At 64.8% G+C, this 16,139-nt stretch carries 15 protein-coding genes; 2 read left to right on the forward strand and 13 right to left on the reverse strand.

The features are described 5' to 3' along the window. Positions 1 to 10: 10 nt before the first annotated feature. The 13 genes from AC1DKY_RS16995 to AC1DKY_RS17055 form a co-directional block, all read right to left on the reverse strand. On the reverse strand, positions 11 to 1,438 hold the full coding sequence (locus tag AC1DKY_RS16995) for a flagellin N-terminal helical domain-containing protein (RefSeq protein ID WP_441602987.1): 1,428 nt from the start codon (positions 1,436 to 1,438) through the stop codon (positions 11 to 13). A 257-nt stretch (positions 1,439 to 1,695) separates the two neighbouring features. After that, on the reverse strand, positions 1,696 to 2,925 hold the full coding sequence (flgL, locus tag AC1DKY_RS17000; protein WP_441602988.1) for a flagellar hook-associated protein FlgL: 1,230 nt from the start codon (positions 2,923 to 2,925) through the stop codon (positions 1,696 to 1,698). Between the two features lie 6 nt (positions 2,926 to 2,931). Continuing rightward, entirely contained in the window at positions 2,932 to 4,806 is a 1,875-nt protein-coding gene (gene flgK, locus AC1DKY_RS17005; protein ID WP_441602989.1) for a flagellar hook-associated protein FlgK, read from the reverse strand. A gap of 17 nt (positions 4,807 to 4,823) precedes the next feature. Continuing rightward, the gene (flgJ, locus tag AC1DKY_RS17010; protein ID WP_441602990.1) at positions 4,824 to 5,810 is read right to left on the reverse strand and encodes a flagellar assembly peptidoglycan hydrolase FlgJ; all 987 of its coding nucleotides are present in this window, start codon (positions 5,808 to 5,810) and stop codon (positions 4,824 to 4,826) included. Between the two features lie 13 nt (positions 5,811 to 5,823). Next, a complete protein-coding gene (locus AC1DKY_RS17015; RefSeq protein ID WP_441602991.1) occupies positions 5,824 to 6,993 on the reverse strand; it encodes a flagellar basal body P-ring protein FlgI in 1,170 nt (389 codons plus the stop codon). Next, the gene (gene flgH, locus AC1DKY_RS17020) at positions 6,993 to 7,676 is read right to left on the reverse strand and encodes a flagellar basal body L-ring protein FlgH (protein WP_441602992.1); all 684 of its coding nucleotides are present in this window, start codon (positions 7,674 to 7,676) and stop codon (positions 6,993 to 6,995) included. The genes AC1DKY_RS17015 and flgH overlap by 1 nt, the downstream gene beginning before the upstream one ends. Positions 7,677 to 7,684: 8 nt before the next feature. Next, the gene (gene flgG, locus AC1DKY_RS17025; protein WP_046973171.1) at positions 7,685 to 8,470 is read right to left on the reverse strand and encodes a flagellar basal-body rod protein FlgG; all 786 of its coding nucleotides are present in this window, start codon (positions 8,468 to 8,470) and stop codon (positions 7,685 to 7,687) included. Between the two features lie 23 nt (positions 8,471 to 8,493). Further along, positions 8,494 to 9,234, reverse strand: a complete 741-nt coding sequence (gene flgF, locus AC1DKY_RS17030; protein ID WP_441602993.1) for a flagellar basal-body rod protein FlgF — start codon at positions 9,232 to 9,234, stop codon at positions 8,494 to 8,496. A gap of 6 nt (positions 9,235 to 9,240) precedes the next feature. Beyond that, the gene (gene flgE / locus AC1DKY_RS17035; protein WP_441602994.1) at positions 9,241 to 10,458 is read right to left on the reverse strand and encodes a flagellar hook protein FlgE; all 1,218 of its coding nucleotides are present in this window, start codon (positions 10,456 to 10,458) and stop codon (positions 9,241 to 9,243) included. Between the two features lie 34 nt (positions 10,459 to 10,492). Further along, entirely contained in the window at positions 10,493 to 11,197 is a 705-nt protein-coding gene (locus tag AC1DKY_RS17040; RefSeq protein WP_441602995.1) for a flagellar hook assembly protein FlgD, read from the reverse strand. A gap of 16 nt (positions 11,198 to 11,213) precedes the next feature. Further along, positions 11,214 to 11,642 carry a flagellar basal body rod protein FlgC gene (gene flgC, locus AC1DKY_RS17045; RefSeq protein ID WP_441602996.1) on the reverse strand — a complete coding sequence of 143 codons (429 nt, stop codon included), beginning with the start codon at positions 11,640 to 11,642 and terminating at the stop codon, positions 11,214 to 11,216. After that, entirely contained in the window at positions 11,642 to 12,043 is a 402-nt protein-coding gene (gene flgB, locus AC1DKY_RS17050; protein ID WP_441602997.1) for a flagellar basal body rod protein FlgB, read from the reverse strand. Before flgB ends, flgC begins: the two co-directional genes overlap by 1 nt. A gap of 963 nt (positions 12,044 to 13,006) precedes the next feature. Beyond that, on the reverse strand, positions 13,007 to 13,936 hold the full coding sequence (locus AC1DKY_RS17055) for a chemotaxis protein (protein ID WP_441602998.1): 930 nt from the start codon (positions 13,934 to 13,936) through the stop codon (positions 13,007 to 13,009). A gap of 160 nt (positions 13,937 to 14,096) precedes the next feature. Here AC1DKY_RS17055 and AC1DKY_RS17060 point away from each other — a divergent pair, with 160 nt between their 5' ends. Continuing rightward, positions 14,097 to 15,404 carry a methyl-accepting chemotaxis protein gene (locus AC1DKY_RS17060; RefSeq protein ID WP_441602999.1) on the forward strand — a complete coding sequence of 436 codons (1,308 nt, stop codon included), beginning with the start codon at positions 14,097 to 14,099 and terminating at the stop codon, positions 15,402 to 15,404. Next, complete coding sequence (flgA, locus tag AC1DKY_RS17065; protein ID WP_441603000.1) at positions 15,401 to 16,090, forward strand: flagellar basal body P-ring formation chaperone FlgA; 690 nt, start codon at positions 15,401 to 15,403, stop codon at positions 16,088 to 16,090. The genes AC1DKY_RS17060 and flgA overlap by 4 nt, the downstream gene beginning before the upstream one ends. The last annotated feature ends 49 nt before the right edge of the window (positions 16,091 to 16,139 follow it).

Genomic DNA, 16,139 nt, shown 5'->3' on the forward strand with positions numbered 1-16,139 from the left:
CCTGCGTCCGTTACTGCAACAGCTTGAGAACCTGCTGCGGGTTGGAGTTGGCCTGGGCCAGCACCGAGATACCCGCCTGCTGAAGCACCTGCGCCTTGCTGAGGTTGGCCGTCTCGGCCGCGAAATCCGCGTCCTGGATGGTCGACTGCGAAGCCTGCAGGTTGGTGGTCTGAGCGGCCACCGTGGAGATGGTCGACTGGAAGCGGTTCTGCACCGCACCCAGCTGGGCAGCGAAATCGCTGACCGTCTTCAGGGCGACGTCGACGCGGGAGATCAGGTCGTTGGCCGAATCCACCGTGCCCACGCTACCCGTGGCGAGCGAGCCACCGGTCGCGGCCGAGGTGCCCTGGGTGTAGGTCGCACCGGCGTTCACGTCCGTAGCGGACGCGCCGACGATCTGACCCTTGGTGTCGCCAACCGTCAGCGCACCGGCGGAGTAGAAGTTGATGCCGTTGCCGGCACCATTCACTGCCGCGCTGACGCCCGTGATACCGGCCGCGTTGATGGCGTCGGACACGTCCTGCAGGCTCTTGGCGCTGCTCAGGTCGATGGCCGTGCCATTGATGGTCAGGCCTTCCTTCGACAGATCGCCCGTGGCGGCCACGACGCCCGTGGAGGCACCGGTGCCGGCAGCGGCGGTCGAGGCCGGCAGGCCGAGCGTGGTGGCAGCTGCGCCGGTGAAGGTCAGGGCAGCGGCGCCGCCGTTGTTGATCTTCAGTTCGCCCGTCGTGCTGTCAACCGACGCCACCGAGCTGCCCGCAGCCGTGTTGATGGCGGCAGCCAGGTCACCGGCGCTGTGGTAGGTGCCAGCAGCAACGGCAACGTTGGTGGTGCCGCCGTCGACGGACACGTTCAGCGCGCCAGCGGCGAGCGTATAGCCCTTGAACGCATTGCTGATGTCGCCCGAGGCCACTTCGGCAACCTGGCCCATGGCGCTCGACTTCACGCTGGTGCCCAGGCTCACCGAGATGGTCTGGCCGACGTCGGCGCCGATCTGGAAGCTCTTCGTCTTCATCGAGCCGTCCAGCACGTTCGAACCGTTGAACGTGGTCTGGTTGGCGATACGGGTGATTTCAGCCAGGCGCTGCTGCACTTCCTGGTCGATCGAGGCGCGGTCCGAATCGGTGTAGGTACCGTTGGCCGACTGCACCGCGAGGTCGCGGATCGCCTGCAGGTTGGCGGTGACCTGGTCCAGAGCCGAACCTGCGGTCTGCGCCAGGTTGATGGCGTCCGACGCGTTGGCGCTGGCCTGGCCGAGGCCGCCGATCTGCGTGGTGTAGCGCTGCGAGATGGCGAAGCCGGCGGCGTTGTCGGCGGCGCTGTTGATCTTCAGACCCGAGGACAGACGCTGCGTGGCGGTGGACAGCGCGCTCTGCGACTTGGTCAGGTTGTTCTGCGCGTTCAGCGACGAGATATTGGTATTGATAACGAGAGACATGGATTTCTCCTACGTAACCGGTGACCGGTTGAATTGGCTGTATGCGTGCCGGCGATCAGGTTCCGCGTGGGATGCCATCCGCCTCAGTGAACTTTTCGGCCCGTCCTGCGATTACTTGAGCCGTGTTCGATGCCAATTCGTGATGGAGCGCACTGGATCGGGCCTTGCCCGCCTTTCTGCCGTCCCATCAACCATTCAACGTTGCGTAGCCCTCCTCTCGTTCTTGCGATGTTTGCCTTGCGCGCAGCTTGCTGCGATTACTTCAGATAGTTGAACAGGCTCATCGACTTCACCTGCGCAAACATCTGCTGCGATGCCTGCAACGCCGTCTGCTGCAGCGACAGATTGCTGATGGCGGTATACGCATCGGCGCCCTGCACATCCGACAGTGCGCTCTTGTAGGTGACGCTGAGATCCTGATAGGCGCCCTGCTGCTGTTGCAGCGTGTCCAGGCGTCCACCGATGGAGACCTGCACCGAGCTGATCGCCGACTGCGTCTGGTCGATCGACTCGATCTGGCGACTCATCACATTGGTGAGCTGCGTATCGGTGGCGCTGCCGCTCTGCAGCGCATTGATCATGTTGGTGAGCGTGCTGAAGATGTCCTGCTGGCCACCGGATGTAACCGACACTGTGTCGCCGGCGGCAGGCGTGCCGCTCATCGCCATGGTCATGCCGTTGAAGCTGATCGAGCCGCCATCGGTATACGTGCCAGTGACCGGGTTGCCGCTGCTGTCGAGCACGGCGTTGCCGTTGGCATCGGTCGCCGACCACGTGCCGCCGGTGCCGAAGGTGATGGTGTAGCCGCCGCCGCTGCTGGACGCGGCGCTATTCCACGCATTGAGATCAGTAACGCTGTTGCTGCCCACCACCAGGGTGCCGGTGTTGGCGCTGCCTGCACTGGCTTCGAACGTGCCATTGCCCATGGGAATAGTCATGAACAGGCCCGAGCCCGGATCGCTGCTGGCGACCTGCAGGCCTGCGCCCACTGCCGAGCGTTGCTGTGCATCGTTGCCGCCGTAAGTCACCACGCCATTGGCGTCCGACTGGAACGGCGTCTTGGTCGTGCTGGTGCCGGCAAACAGTGCGTTGCCGTTGCTGTCGGTGGTGTTGGCCAGTTGAAGGAGCTGGTCGCGCATCTGGCTGAGCTGGCTGGCGATGCTGTTGCGGTCGCTCGCCGACAAGGTGCCGTTGACCGCCTGCAAGGCCAGCGTGCGTGCATTGTCGAGCACGCTGTTGACTGAGCTGAGCGTGCTCGCCTCGGTGTTCAGTCGGGTGTTCGCCGTATCGATGGAGTTCGAATACTGCTCGTTCGCCGCGATCACATGATTGAGGCTCACCACCTGACCGGCACCGGCCGGATCGTCGGAGGCCAGGTTGATGCGATTGCCGGTGCTGACTTCGTTCTGCGTCGCGGCCAGCGCGCTCTGCTGGCTGAGCATGGTGCTGAGCGACTGCTGATACATCCAGCTCGTTGAAAGGCGCATGGACGGTTATCCCTGGATCGCGGTGAGCAAGCTGCTGAAGATGGTTTGCGCGGTGGAGATCACCTGCGCGGAGGCCTGGTAGGCCTGCTGGTACTTGACCATGTTGGACGCCTCTTCATCGAGGTTCACGCCCGAAACGCTTTGCTGCGCGGACATGGCCTGGTTGAACAGGCTGGTCTGCGTGGTGAGGTTGCTTCCTGCCTGGCTGCCCACCGTGCCGATGTTGGTGGTCAGCGTGCCGTACGCATCGATCACCGACTGCGTGCCGCCGGCCAGCACACCCTTGTCCGCCAGGCCGGCCAGCGCAAGCGCATTGCTGGTGTCGTTGAGGCCGTTGGTGTTGGCGCCGATGCTGAAGCTGTCGCTTGCTGCCGGTGTGCCCGACGGTGTCACGCTCCAGCCATTGGCGCTGATGGTCTGCCCCGGCGCATAGCTGCCGCTGGCAAGCACGTTGCCCGAGCCGTCGGTCACCTGATAGCTGCCGGACGTCGGAAAACTGACAGTGGCGCCGCTGAGCAGGGCAGCATTGGTGGGATCGGTCACCGTCACCGAGCCGATCGCGCCGTTGCCGGTATTGGCCTTGGCCGCCGTCGCATTCAACGCGGCTGCGGCAGCAATGCCGTTGGGATCAGTCATGGTGAGCGCGAGGCCGGTGGATGCCTGGCGCGTCGGCTGCAGCTGGAACGTGTCGCCCGCCTGCGCCGTGCCGGACAGCGTCAGCGTCATGCCGTCGGCGGAATACGTGCCATCCGGGTTGGCCGTCATTGGCACGCTCTGGCCGGCGGTAGTCGCCATGCTCCAGTTGCTGCCGTCGTAGCTCAGCACATAGTCCGAGCCGGTGAGCTGCGACACGTCGCTGATGCTCGCCGACACGCTGGCGGTGCCCTTGTTGAGATTGCTGGGCAGCACGGCCGGCGACGGTACGCTGAACATCGGCCCGCCCCGCTTGCCGTATTGATCCAGACCCTTGGACTGCTGCGTGTTGACGCTGGTGGACAGCGCCACGGCCGCCTGGCCGAGCTGGTTCTGCACGCTGTCGAGCACGTTGCCGCGGTAATCGAGCAACGCACCCAGCGAGCCGCCGCTCAATTTGCTGCTGACCACGGTGCCGGTGTTGTCGAGCACTTCGGTGCGCGAGGCGTCGTACTGATTGTTGCCGGTCTTGAGCGCAAACGATTTGTCGCCGGTGACCAGTGCCGCGCCGCTCGAGGTATACACGCTGACGGTGCCGTCACTCTGCGTATAGGCAGACACGCCCAGGTAACCCGACAGCGTCTGCACCAGGTTGTCGCGCTGGTCGAGCAGGTCGTTGGGAACATTGTTGCCCGCCGCATGGATCTGCGCGTTCACGCTGGCGATATTGGCCGAGACGTTGTTGATGCTGTCGACCGTGGTCGAAATCTGCGCATTCACCTGGCTCTGCTGCGCCGCGAGCTGCTGGCCCAGCGTATTGAACACCGTGACGGCCTGGCCGGCGCTGCCCAGCAGCGACTGACGGCTCGAGGCAACGCCCGGCGTATTGGCGACCGTGCTGAACGCGCCATAGAAGTTATCCAGCGCAGTCTGCAGGTTGCCGCTGGCCGAGAGCGAACTGTTGAGCGTGGTGGCCAGGCTGTTGTACGTGGTGGCGCGCTGCAGGCTGGAATTGGACGTCCACAACGCGGTGGTGAGGAAGTCGCTGTAGGCGCGCTGCACCGCCTGCACATTGACGCCGCTGCCGATGGTGTAGTTGCCGCCGGCCTGCGAGATGGCCTCGGTCTGCAGCACCGTCTGACGGCTATAGCCCGCCGTGTTGACGTTGCTGATGTTGTTGCCCACGGTGGTCAACGCCACCTGTGCGGCGTTCAGCCCTGAGGTACCAATGCTGAGAAGGTTAGACATATGTCATTCCGGGGCAATCACTGGGAGGGGTTCGGCGCGACGCCGACTTTCTTGAGGGCGGCTTGCCCGATGGCGTCGAGTGCGTCACGCATCTGGGGACTATTGGCGATGGCCACGATTTTTTGCGCATAGGACGGATCGGTCGCATAACCACCGCTGGCCAGTCCGCGGGCGAAGCCCACCACGTCTTCGCCATGGTTGAGCGCCTTGGCATAACGCGGGTTGTCGGCAATCAGTTGGGCGTAGTCGTCGAACGACTGGCCCGGGTTGTCGTAGGAGCGGAACTGCGCGCGGCGATGCACCGCTACGCCGTCTTCGAATTCCAGCGTGGGCACGCTGACCTTTTCGCCGCCCCAGCTCTGCCCGGCCTTCATGCCGAACAGGTTGTTGCTGGTATTGCCGTTGGAATGCGCCGGCATGTGCTGGCCCCACTGCGTTTCCAGCGCGGCCTGCGCCAACACCGCGCGTACCGATACACCGAGTTTCTCCGCAGCTTTTTGCGCATAAGGTGCCAGTTGGCGCACGAAATCTTCCGCATCGGCCGGCATCAGCTTGAGCACCTTCTCGCCGACCTGCCGCGCCGAACCTGCGATGTCGCTGAGGCGCTTCTGCCAGCTGTCGTCCAGGCCTGCCGCACCGGCTGTCTTGCTGCCACTGGCGTCGCCGGTCGTGCCATCCGACTTGCCGCCGAGTGCGCCGCCCAACTGGCGCACCAGCATCTGCGCGATGCCGATGCCATTGCCGCCCTGCGACAGCTGCACCGACAACTGCTGGTCGAACATGTCGCGCCACTGGTTGCCGGCATCGCTGTCGAACAAGCCGTCGCCGCTGCTCGCGTCGCGCATCGACTTGAGCATCATCTGGGTGAAGATCGACTCGAACTGCTTGGCTACCGCCGGCAGTGCCGCCTTGGCGTCGCTCTGCGCGCTCTGGCGCAGCGCGGCGAACCCGGACAGATCGGTCCAGGTATTGAGACTGCTGGCAGCGTCGCCGGAGATCGCCATCAGATCATCTCCATCAGATCACCACCAGCTCCGCATGCAGCGCACCCGCCTGCTTGAGCGCCTGCAGGATGGAGATCAGATCGCTGGGCGAGGCGCCCACCTGATTTACCGCACGCACGATGGTGTCGAGATTCGTACCTGGGCCGAACTTGAACATGTGGCCGCCGTCCTCGCTGACCTGCACGTCGCTTTGCGGCACCACCACCGTCTGCCCACCCTTGCTGAAGGGCGCCGGCTGCGATACCTGCGGATTCTCGGAAATCGTCACCTGGATCGAGCCGTGCGCCACGGCGGCAGGCGTCACGCGCACTTCCTGTCCGATCACCACGGTGCCGGTGCGAGAGTTGACTACCACGCGCGCGGGCGCATCGCCCGGCGTCACTTCGATGCCCTGGATCGCGCCCAGCCATGCCACGCGCTGGGCCGGGTCGAGCGGACCACGCACGCTCACCGAGCCACCATCGAGCGCACTCGCGGTGCCGGCGCCGTAGGTCCGATTGACCGCTTCTGCCACGCGCGTCGCCGTGGTGAAGTCGGCCGTGTTGAGATTGAGCACGAGGTCGCCGCCGTTGGAAAACGCGGAAGCCACAGCACGCTCGACCGTCGCGCCATTAGGCACGCGACCGCTGGCGGAAATATTCACCTGCACACTGGAACCACTCTTGCCCTGCGCGCTGATGCCACCCACCACCACACTGCCCTGCGCCATCGCATAGACATTGCCGTCGGCACCGCGCAGCGGCGTCATCAACAATTCGCCGCCGCGAATGCTCTTGGCATTGCCGATCGACGCCACCGTGACATCGATCGCCTGCCCCGGCTTGGCGAACGGCGGCAGCTGTGCGGTGACCGTGACGGCTGCTGCGTTCTTCAACTGCGGACGCACATTGGCCGGCACCGTGATGCCGAACTGCACCAGCATGTTTTCCAGACTCTGCGTGGTGAACGGCGCCTGCGTGGTCTGGTCGCCACTGCCATCCAGGCCTACCACCAGGCCATAACCGATCAACTGATTGCTGCGCACGCCGGCGACCTGGGTGAGGTCGCGGATCTTGTCCGCATGTAGCGGTTGGTTCACCGAGAGGCAGGCGCACAGCACGATGGCCGTGCTGCTTAGCGCCGATGCGACACGTTCGCGGATACGAACGAGCGAGACGCGCGGGAGCAGGCGACGGATGTTCATCAGTACGGCATCCACTTGGAGCTGAAGAAGCGCGACAACCAGCCCTGCGTATTCGCATCGGCCAGCGAACCCTTGCCGGTATAGGCGATCTGTGCGGCTGCCACGCGCGTGGACGGCACGCTGTTGTCCTGCAGGATGTCCTGCGGGCGCACGATGCCGGAGATGCGGATCAGCTCCTGGCCCTGGTTGATGGTGAGCATCTTCTCGCCACGCACCAGCAGGTTGCCGTTGGATAGGCGCTGCGCGACGGTCACCGTGATCGAGCCGGTCAGCTGGTTGCTCTGGCTGCTGTCGCCGCTGCCGTCGAAGCTGCGGTCGCCATTGGTGGTGGTATTGGCCACCTTGCCGCCGATGCTCAGGCCCTGACCGAGAATGGTCGGCGCATCGATGCTGGCGGTGTCTTTCTTGCTGGTGCTGGTGCTGGCCTTCTTCGACGCCTGCGTGCTCTCCACCAGCGAGATGGTAAGGATGTCGCCCACGCGATGCGCGCGCGCATCGTTGAACAACTCCATGCCTTGCTCGGCGTGGTAGATCGAGCCATCGGTCGGCGGCGCCACGGGTTGTTCCGCCGGCATGGTTGCCGCCCACTGGTTGGCGTCGCGCGGCTGCGGCATGACGCAGCCGGCGAGCACGGCGACGGCCACCACGACACTGAGTCGGTTGAGGAAGCGGAAGGACAGCATGGGAGTTCTCACATCTTGTCGGTCAGGTCTTGCAGCATCTGGTCGGTGCTGCTGATCGCCTTGGAATTCATTTCGTAGGTGCGCTGGGTTTCAATCATGTTGACCATCTCGGCCACCACGTTGACGTTGGACGACTCCAGCGAACCCTGCAGCAGCGAGCCCATGCCGTTGAGGGCAGGCTGGCCGGTCTGCGGCGCGCCGCTCGAGGCGGTTTCCACATAAAGGTTCTGGCCCAGCGGCTGCAGGCCGGCGGGGTTGATGAAGTCGGCCAGTTGCAGCGTGCCCAGCGTCTGCGGCGTCGCGGACGAGGTGGTGGTTGCCGAGACCGTGCCGTCCGTGCCGATGGTGATGTTCTGCACGCCCGGCGGCATGGTGATGGCCGGCTCCAGCGGATAGCCGTCCGCCGTCACCAGCTGGCCATTGGGATCGGTATGCAGCGCACCGTCGCGCGTATACGCCACGCTGCCATCGGGCATGCTCACCTGCAGGAAGCCGCGCCCCTGGATGGCCACATCCATCGAGCCGCCGGTCTGGGTCAGGTTGCCTTCGGTGAACAGCTTTTCGTTGCCCACCACTTTCACGCCGGTGCCCAGCATCAGGCCCGACGGGTTGAGCGTCTGCTCGGTGGTCTGCGATCCGGGTTGGCCCTTGTTCTGGTACATCAGGTCCTGGAACGCCGCACGCGAACTCTTGAACGCGGTGGTGTTGGCGTTGGCCAGGTTGTTGGAGATCACGTCCATGCGCGTCTGCTGCGCGTCCAGGCCGGTCTTGGCAATCCACAGGGAAGAAAACATCGGTTACTCCGTGTAAGTCAGGCTTAGTTGGACTGCAGCAGCTTGAGGCTGGAATCGGCGTTGTCCTCGGAGGTCTTGATGGACTTCACCTGCATGTCGTACTGGCGCGAAAGCGCGATCATCTTCACCAGCTCCGCCGATGCATTGACGTTGCTGCCTTCCAGCTCGCCCGAGGCGATGGTGATGTTCTCGTCGGCGGCGGCCGTGCTGCCGTCGCTCATATGCATCAGGCCGTCGCCGGCCTGCGTCATCTGCGCAACGTCCGGGTTGACCAGCTTGATGCGATCGATCTGCGATACAGAATTCGGGCCCTGCCCTTGCGGCACGGTAGAGATGGTGCCGTCCGAGCCCACGCTGATATCCGTGGAAGGCGGAATGGTGATGGGCCCGGAACTGCCCATCACCGGATTGCCGCGCGAATCGGTCAACCCGCCGTCCGCGGTGAGCTGAAGATCGCCCGCACGCGTATAGCCTTCCGAACCGTCTGGCGCCTGCACCGCGATGAAACCCGGACCGCGCACCGAAATATCCAGCGAACGCCCGGTGTTGACCGGCGAACCCTGCGCGCTGCTCTGCCCAATGCCATGCGTTACCGCGTTGATGCGCGCCGGCGTGCCATCGCCAAGTACCGGCACGCTCTGGAACGCGGACATCTGGCTCTTGAAGCCGACCGTGGACGCGTTGGCCAGGTTGTGGCTCACCGCGTCCTGGGCGCGCATGATCTGCGTCGCCCCGGTCATCGCTACGTAGACGGAACGGTCCATGGCTTATCAGCGCGAGACGGCGTTGAACAAGGACGACGCCAGCGTGTTGTCGGTCGACAACACCTGCGCATTGGCCTGGTAGTTGCGCTGGGCCTGGATCATGTCGACCAGCTGCGCGGTGGTGTCAGCCGTATTGGAGCTTTCCAGCTCGCCGGACTCGATGGTGCCGAACTCACCCGAGTTCGCCGTACCCATCGTGGCCGGGCCCGAATCGGTGCTCGCCACCCAGGTGGTATTGCCCAGCTGGCGCAGGCCCTGCACGTTGGCGAAGTTGGCGATGGCCACCTGGCCGATCTGCGTGCTCTGGTTGTTCGAATAGGTCGCCGTGACCACACCCTTTTCGTCGATGTCCAGACCCGACAAGGTGCCTGCTTCGAAGCCGTTCTGGATGATCGGGGCGGCCGAGTAGTCTGTACCGAACTGGGTGATATTGGTCACGTTGAGCGACAGCGTCAGCGGCGAGGAACCGTTGCCCAGATTGACCGGGTTGAAGGCCAGCGTGCCGGTGGTCGGCGTGGTGAGCTTGCCGGTGCTGTCGAACGTCATCGGCTGCGTGCCGGCGCTCTGGCCGTCCACATAGAGATTGGCGTTCCAGGTGTTGGTGCCGGTCTTCACGTAGTAGATCGTGGCCTGATGCGAACCGCCCTGCGAGTCGTACACGGTGACCGGCGCCGCGTTGTTGTAGCTGGTCGAATCGGTGGTGCTGAACGGATTCGTCGGCACGGTGGCGCTGGCCGGCAGGTTCGACGACAAGGTGATCGACGAGGTCGCCGTGGCGCTGCTCTGCGCGGTCTGCCAGCTGAAGTCGGACAGCGTGCTCATGTCGAAGCCGCCATTGCCGTTGGGCGGGTAGATCTGCAGGCGCGAACCATCCGGCGAAGTGATGAAGCCGTTGGAGTTCTTGATGAAATCGCCGGCGCGCGTGTACTGCACGCCGCTGCCGTTGTTCACCGCGAAAAAGCCATTGCCATTGATGGCCAGGTCCAGGCTGTTGCCGGTGGTCTGCAGGTCGCCCTGATTGAACTGCTGCGCCACGTCCTGCAGCGTGACGCCGCTGCCCACCGCAGTGGAATTGAGATTGAGGCCGGTCACCGCGAAGATGTCCGCGAACTCCGCACGCGAACCTTTGAAGCCGGTGGTGTTCGCATTGGCGATGTTGTTGGCGATGACGTTGAGATCGGACTGGGCAGCGTTGATGCCGCTGAGCGCCGTGTTGAGTGCCATGTTCTATTCCTCGTGTGAGTGGACGCGTGTAGCGTCAGAGAATCTGTGCCACCTGACTGAGCGGCACGCCGCCCACGCCCGATACCTGCAAGTACGTGCCCAGCGTGCTGCCGCCATAACCCACGCCCGTCACCGTGCCGGAGACATAGGTGTCCAACGAGGTGCTGGCGCTGCCCGAGCCACTGCTCGCCTGCAGCGTATAAGTGCCCTTGGCCACCGTATTGCCGCTGTCGTCCTTGCCGTCCCAGCTGAACTGCGCCAGGCCCGCGCTTTGTGCACCCAGGGCAATCGTGCGTATCACGTTGCCGCTGCCATCGAGCACCTGCACCGTCGGGCTGCTCGCGGCGGTCACATTGATGGCGCCCTTTATCGCGTCGGTGCCGTCAAAGGCGGCCGAGCCGGCCGGTACCAGCACATCACGGTTCACCAGGTTCGCCGAGCTGAGCACCTGCGAGGTCTGCATGTTCGACGTGACATTGCTGCTCATCGTCTGCAGGTCGGTATCGAGCTGCTGCGTGGCCGACAACTGGCTGAACTGCGCCATCTGCGAAACGAACTGCGAGTTGTCGACCGGGTTGGTCGGGTCCTGCGCCTGCAGCTGGGCCGTCATCAACTTGAGGAAATCAGCCTGCGTCATCGTGCTCGACAGCGCCGAGTTCACGTTCGACGAGCTGCTCGAACTGGAACTGCTCGAGTTGTTCGTATTGGTATTGCTGGTGCTGCTTGGAATCGTGGACATGGGGTTTCCTGCCGGCTTACTTGCCGAGGTCGAGTGTCTTGAGCATCAGCTGCTTGGTGGTATTCATCGCCTCGACGTTGTTCTGGTACGAGCGCGACGCCGTGATCATGTTCACCAGCTCATCGATGGGATTGACGTTGCTGCCATAGACGTAACCCGTGTCGTCCGCCATCGGGTTGCCCGGCTCGTAACGAGCCTGCACATCGGCCTGGCTCTCGGTCACGCCCTTCACCTGCACGCCCACGGAACTGTCCGCATCGGCGTTCTTGGCGCCGCCCATCGCGCGCTGCACCGCCGAGAACAACGGCTCCTTCGCGCGATACGCGCCCTCGGGCGTGCTCGACACGCTGTCGGCATTGGCAAGGTTGGACGCCACCGTGTTGAGCCGCAGCGACTGCGCCGCCATGCCCGAACCGGAGACATCAAAGATCTTGAACAAGGACATCAGCTCTGGCCTCCGGTGATGGCCGTGCGCAGCATGTGGATCTGCGCCGTGATAAAGGACAGGCTTGCCTGGTAATGCACGCCGTTAGCGGCGAAGTTCGCCTGCTCCACCTGCGTGTCCACCGTATTGCCGTCCATCGAGGGCTGCGTGGGCGTGCGATACGCAAGTTGTTGCGCCGACTGCGCCTGCGGATTGATCTGCCCCGGCTGCGTAATCGTCATGGCCAGCGTGTTGCTGTTGCCGCTCGCATTGGCCATGGCCTTCTTGAAGTCGACATCGCGCGCGAGGTATCCCGGCGTGTCCGCATTGGCCAGATTGCTCGCCAACACTTCACTGCGCCGCTGCCACGTATCAAGCGCCTGCGTGTGCAATCCGAACAGGTTGTCGTTGATCGAACTCATCACTCACTCCTGCGGCGGAGGCCGCGGGACGGTTTGAGCAATTTGCGTGCCACGGTTCAGGAGACGGCTGGGAGGCCGCACCGTTGCTGGGTTTACGCGGATTTTGCGCAAGGCCTTGGAGTGGGTTTTCGGGTGGGAGTCGGAATTTCGACGCGGGCGGTAGCGGCTTCCTGACGCGGGGGCTCGGGAGGGTCTCAGCGGAGCACTTTCGAGCGACCCAGCCCTCCAGCCATCGCCGCACCCTGCCTGTCTGTGGGAGCGCACCCTGTGCGCGACAGCCACGCTGCAGTGCACCGCTCCGTAGGTTTGTCGCGCACAGGGTGCGCTCCTACAAAGAGCGGATCGTGGCATCTAACACGCGGCCTACAACGTACGAACCCCTCTGTAGGAGCGCACTTGTGCGCGACCGCGGCGCCGCGGTGCATCGCTCCGGTTGGTCGCGCACAAGTGCGCTCCTACAAAAGACCTGCTCGGCCCCGCAACGCCGGGTATTGGGCTCTTGATCTGGCTCTGCCACCGGGGTCCCCGTATGACGCGGCGGGCGGGTGGAGGAACAGCCCGAAGGGTGGCCGCATGGATGCGGCCAGTTTTTCGACAGGACAGGGATGTCCTGTCGAAAAACCCCGTAACCCGCACGCGCACCTGGAGGGCCAAAGGCCCGGAAGGCGCGTCGTCCGGGGGGGCCCTTCTCTTTGGTTACTTTCTCTTGGGCAAGCAAGAGAAAGTAACTCGGCTGCCGGCAGGCAGACGAAACGCCCGCCGCGTAGGCGGCACGCTGGCGATAGGGCAACAACCGGGGACTTTCGCTAGTGAATCCCAGCCTACGCCGGGATGACGAGCAAGAGAGGACCGGGGTAGCTGCGGAGGGTGAGGCTAGATTGGCCCCTCACCCCAACCCTCTCCCCAGAGGGGAGAGGGAGCAAGACGCGCAGATCGGAGCGTTGGCGACACCCCAACAAACCCTCAAAACCCCTCAAACCTCTCCGGCATCAACTCCAACACCGTCTGCGCCAACAAATCCGGCTGAAACTTCGCCACAAAGCGATCCGCATTCACCTCGCGCACCATCGCCTCATTGAAGATCCCGCTGATCGAACTGTGCAACACCACCTTCAGCGACCGCAGCGACGCCGTTTCGCGAATCGCCCGCGTCAACGCGTAACCATCCATCCGCGGCATCTCGATATCCGACACCACCAGGGTCACGCTTTCCTCGCCAGGCGTTTCCGCCAGCGCCTCCAGCCGCTCCAGCGCCTCACGTCCGTCCTGGGCGACCACGCATTCCACATCCATCTGGCGGAACAGATTCACCAGCTGGTTGCGCGCCACCAGCGAATCGTCCACCACCATCACCCGCCGCGGCTGCAGATCATGTACGCGCGCGATGCGCTGCATCGGCGCGGACAATTCGGTGGTGTTGGCATTGAGCGTGGCCAGCACATGCTCCACGTCGACCACGGCGACCAAGGAGCCGTCCACGCGAGTCACGGCATTGACGCGACTGCCAAAGCCCAGCGCTGCCGACGGCGCAGCCAGTGATTCGCCATCGCAGTGAACCAGCCGCTGCGGCTCGGCCACCAGAAAGCCCTGCACGCTGCGACTGAACTCCGTAACCATAAGGTGTGCCGAGCTCACATCACGCAAAGACGGGTAACCCAGCGCCACCGCCAGGTCGATGACGGGAATGGTGGTGCCACGGTAATCGCAACTGCCGGCAATCAGCGGATGCGCATCAGGCATGCGTTCCATCGGCGGACGGCGCATGACCTCCCTCACCTTGAACACATTGATGCCGAACAGCTGCTCATCGCCCATCCGGAACAACAGCATGGCCACGCGGTTGTGACCCGCCAGCCGGGTCTGCTGCTCCACCTTGTCCATCCACGCGCTCATGCGGATTCCTCGCCGCGGCCCAGCCGCTTTATCTCCCGCGTATCGGCCGCCGGCGCATCGGCTTGAGCAGCAACATCGCCATGGCACGTCGCTTGCTTCTCAAGTTCCGACGTTCGCCGCCGATGCCGGAGGCGACCCTAAAGTAAGGAAAGATCCACCCATGAGTCTGATCTGGAGCCAGCACCTCGCCGAACTTGCCCGCGCTGCCGCGGCGGGTGATCGCGCCCAGGTCGCACAGCTGACGGCCCGCCATCCGCGCGCAGCGCAGGCATTGGCGCCGCTGCTGGCGGCCGTTCTCACTGCCAGGCCGCCCGTGGCCGTGGCCATGCAGACGATGGAGCAGCTGGGCCTGGTGCTGGGTGCATCGCAGCAGCTGGCGCGCGAGCAGGCGTCCATGCACCAGTCGGCGCAGGAGAGCCGCGACGACGTCGGCCGTTTGACGGACGGCAGTGCCGGAATCTCGACATCCCTCCAACAGATTGGCACCGGCCTGGACTATGCACGCCAGACCGGCGAGACCAGCGAGCGCAGCGTGAGCGAGCTCGACGGCCAGCTGCGCCTGCTGCGCACGGCGCTGTCGGCCATGAACCGCAACCAGAGCAAGCTCGCCGAACAAGTGGCGCAGATCCGCAAGCTCACCAGCGTGGTGCAGGAAATCGCCCACCAGACCAACCTGGTGGCATTGAATGCCGCCATCGAAGCCGCCCGCGCTGGCGAAGCTGGTCGCGGCTTTGCCGTCGTGGCCGACGAAGTGAAACAGCTGGCCGAGAAAACCAGCCTGGCCACCAACGAGATCGAAACGGTCACCGGCTCCATCGGTGATTTCTCGCTGCAGCTGGATGGCGATGTGCAGCAAGGCCTGCAGCGCCTCGACCGCGCGCAGGGCGGCCTCAGCCAGACCGAAACCTCGCTGCGCGACAGCGGCGAGGCGCTGCGCCAGATCGGCGAGCGCATCGGCAACATGCAGAAGAATCAGGACGTCCACCACGCCCGCGCCGTCGCGGCGCAAGCCGCGCTGGGCGCGTGGCATCGTCGTTCGGCGGAAGCCACCCGCCAGTCCGAAGCATTGAGCCGCGGCGCCCTGCTCGGCCATCGCCTCGCGCTGGACTGGCTGGAGAGCGAAAGTGGCGAAGATCCGGCCAGCCTCAGCCTCACCGTGCGCGAAGCCGCCCAAGGCCTGCGCCAGGCGATGGAGCTGGCGCTGCAGGAGCCGGCCGCGCTCGATCGCCGCTGGTTCGACACCCAGGCCCTCAGCCGCACGCTCGACCGCCTCACTGCAGGCCGCTCCAGCAACGCCGCCGCCGGCGCACTCTCGGCCGCTGGCGCGCGCATGCGCGAGCAAGGCAGCACGTTTGCCACCCTGCTATGCGATGGCCAGCTCGATCAGGCGGGCCAGCTGATGCGACAGCTCGAAGGCGAGCGCGAAACGCTGCTGACCCAACTGAACGCACTGCTCGCCGATTTATGAAGCATCCTCTGGCCGCCCTGCTGCTCGGCGCCCTCGTGCTGCCCGTCCATGCGACGGAGCCGGCACAGGCGGCGCGTACGGCGGCCGAGCAATGGCTGCGTGGCCAGTACGAGACGCCCGGCAGCCGCGTCGTGGCGCAAGCCGCTGAACTTGATACGCACGCGCTGCAGCTCGCGCCCTGCCCGGCCTCGCTGACGGCGGGCCTGCAGGCAGGCGCTCGTCTGATGCCACGCATGAACGTGCTGGTAAGGTGCCCGGGCCCGGATGGCTGGACTCTGCACGTGCCCGTGCAATTGCAGGTGTTTCGCCAGGTGCTGGTGCTGACTCATCCACTGCAGCGCGGTGACGGCGTTCGCGCCGACGACGTGCGCAGCGAGGAGCGCGACATCACCCGCCTGGGCTATGGCTATGTCAACGACATGGCAGAGCTGCAGGGGCGTACGCTCTCGCGCGCCCTGGGCGCCGGCTCGGTGGTCACGCCGGCGGCACTGGGCGGGCGCAGCGCGGTGAAGGCGGGCGACCAGGTGCAACTGGTGTCCCGGCTGGATGGGATCGAAGTCCGCGCCAGCGGCGTCGCGCTGGGTGGCGGGGACAGCGGTTCGCGCCTGAAGGTGCGCAACGGCAGTTCCGGCAAGGTGATCGACGCCATGGTGACGGCCCCGGGGGAAGTCCTGGCGCTACCCTGACTGCAGTGCACGAGCGATTAAAGTTTGCGGCCCCCTGGCCGATCCTGTA

It is taken from the genome of Dyella sp. 01N448 (assembly GCF_056399225.1).

Excerpts from the sequence above, each read along its gene's own strand:
- flgL (WP_441602988.1), bottom strand. The coding sequence starts at position 2,925 with ATGCGCCTTTCAACGAGCTGGATGTATCAGCAGTCGCTCAGCACCATG.
- AC1DKY_RS17040 (WP_441602995.1), bottom strand. The coding sequence starts at position 11,197 with ATGTCCACGATTCCAAGCAGCACCAGCAATACCAATACGAACAACTCG.
- flgK (WP_441602989.1), bottom strand. The coding sequence starts at position 4,806 with ATGTCTAACCTTCTCAGCATTGGTACCTCAGGGCTGAACGCCGCACAG.
- flgH (WP_441602992.1), bottom strand. The coding sequence starts at position 7,676 with ATGCTGTCCTTCCGCTTCCTCAACCGACTCAGTGTCGTGGTGGCCGTC.
- flgC (WP_441602996.1), bottom strand. The coding sequence starts at position 11,642 with ATGTCCTTGTTCAAGATCTTTGATGTCTCCGGTTCGGGCATGGCGGCG.
- flgG (WP_046973171.1), bottom strand. The coding sequence starts at position 8,470 with ATGTTTTCTTCCCTGTGGATTGCCAAGACCGGCCTGGACGCGCAGCAG.
- flgE (WP_441602994.1), bottom strand. The coding sequence starts at position 10,458 with ATGGCACTCAACACGGCGCTCAGCGGCATCAACGCTGCCCAGTCCGAT.
- flgB (WP_441602997.1), bottom strand. The coding sequence starts at position 12,043 with ATGAGTTCGATCAACGACAACCTGTTCGGATTGCACACGCAGGCGCTT.
- AC1DKY_RS17015 (WP_441602991.1), bottom strand. The coding sequence starts at position 6,993 with ATGAACATCCGTCGCCTGCTCCCGCGCGTCTCGCTCGTTCGTATCCGC.
- AC1DKY_RS17060 (WP_441602999.1), top strand. The coding sequence starts at position 14,097 with ATGAGTCTGATCTGGAGCCAGCACCTCGCCGAACTTGCCCGCGCTGCC.
- flgA (WP_441603000.1), top strand. The coding sequence starts at position 15,401 with ATGAAGCATCCTCTGGCCGCCCTGCTGCTCGGCGCCCTCGTGCTGCCC.
- flgJ (WP_441602990.1), bottom strand. The coding sequence starts at position 5,810 with ATGGCGATCTCCGGCGACGCTGCCAGCAGTCTCAATACCTGGACCGAT.
- flgF (WP_441602993.1), bottom strand. The coding sequence starts at position 9,234 with ATGGACCGTTCCGTCTACGTAGCGATGACCGGGGCGACGCAGATCATG.
- AC1DKY_RS17055 (WP_441602998.1), bottom strand. The coding sequence starts at position 13,936 with ATGAGCGCGTGGATGGACAAGGTGGAGCAGCAGACCCGGCTGGCGGGT.
- AC1DKY_RS16995 (WP_441602987.1), bottom strand. The coding sequence starts at position 1,438 with ATGTCTCTCGTTATCAATACCAATATCTCGTCGCTGAACGCGCAGAAC.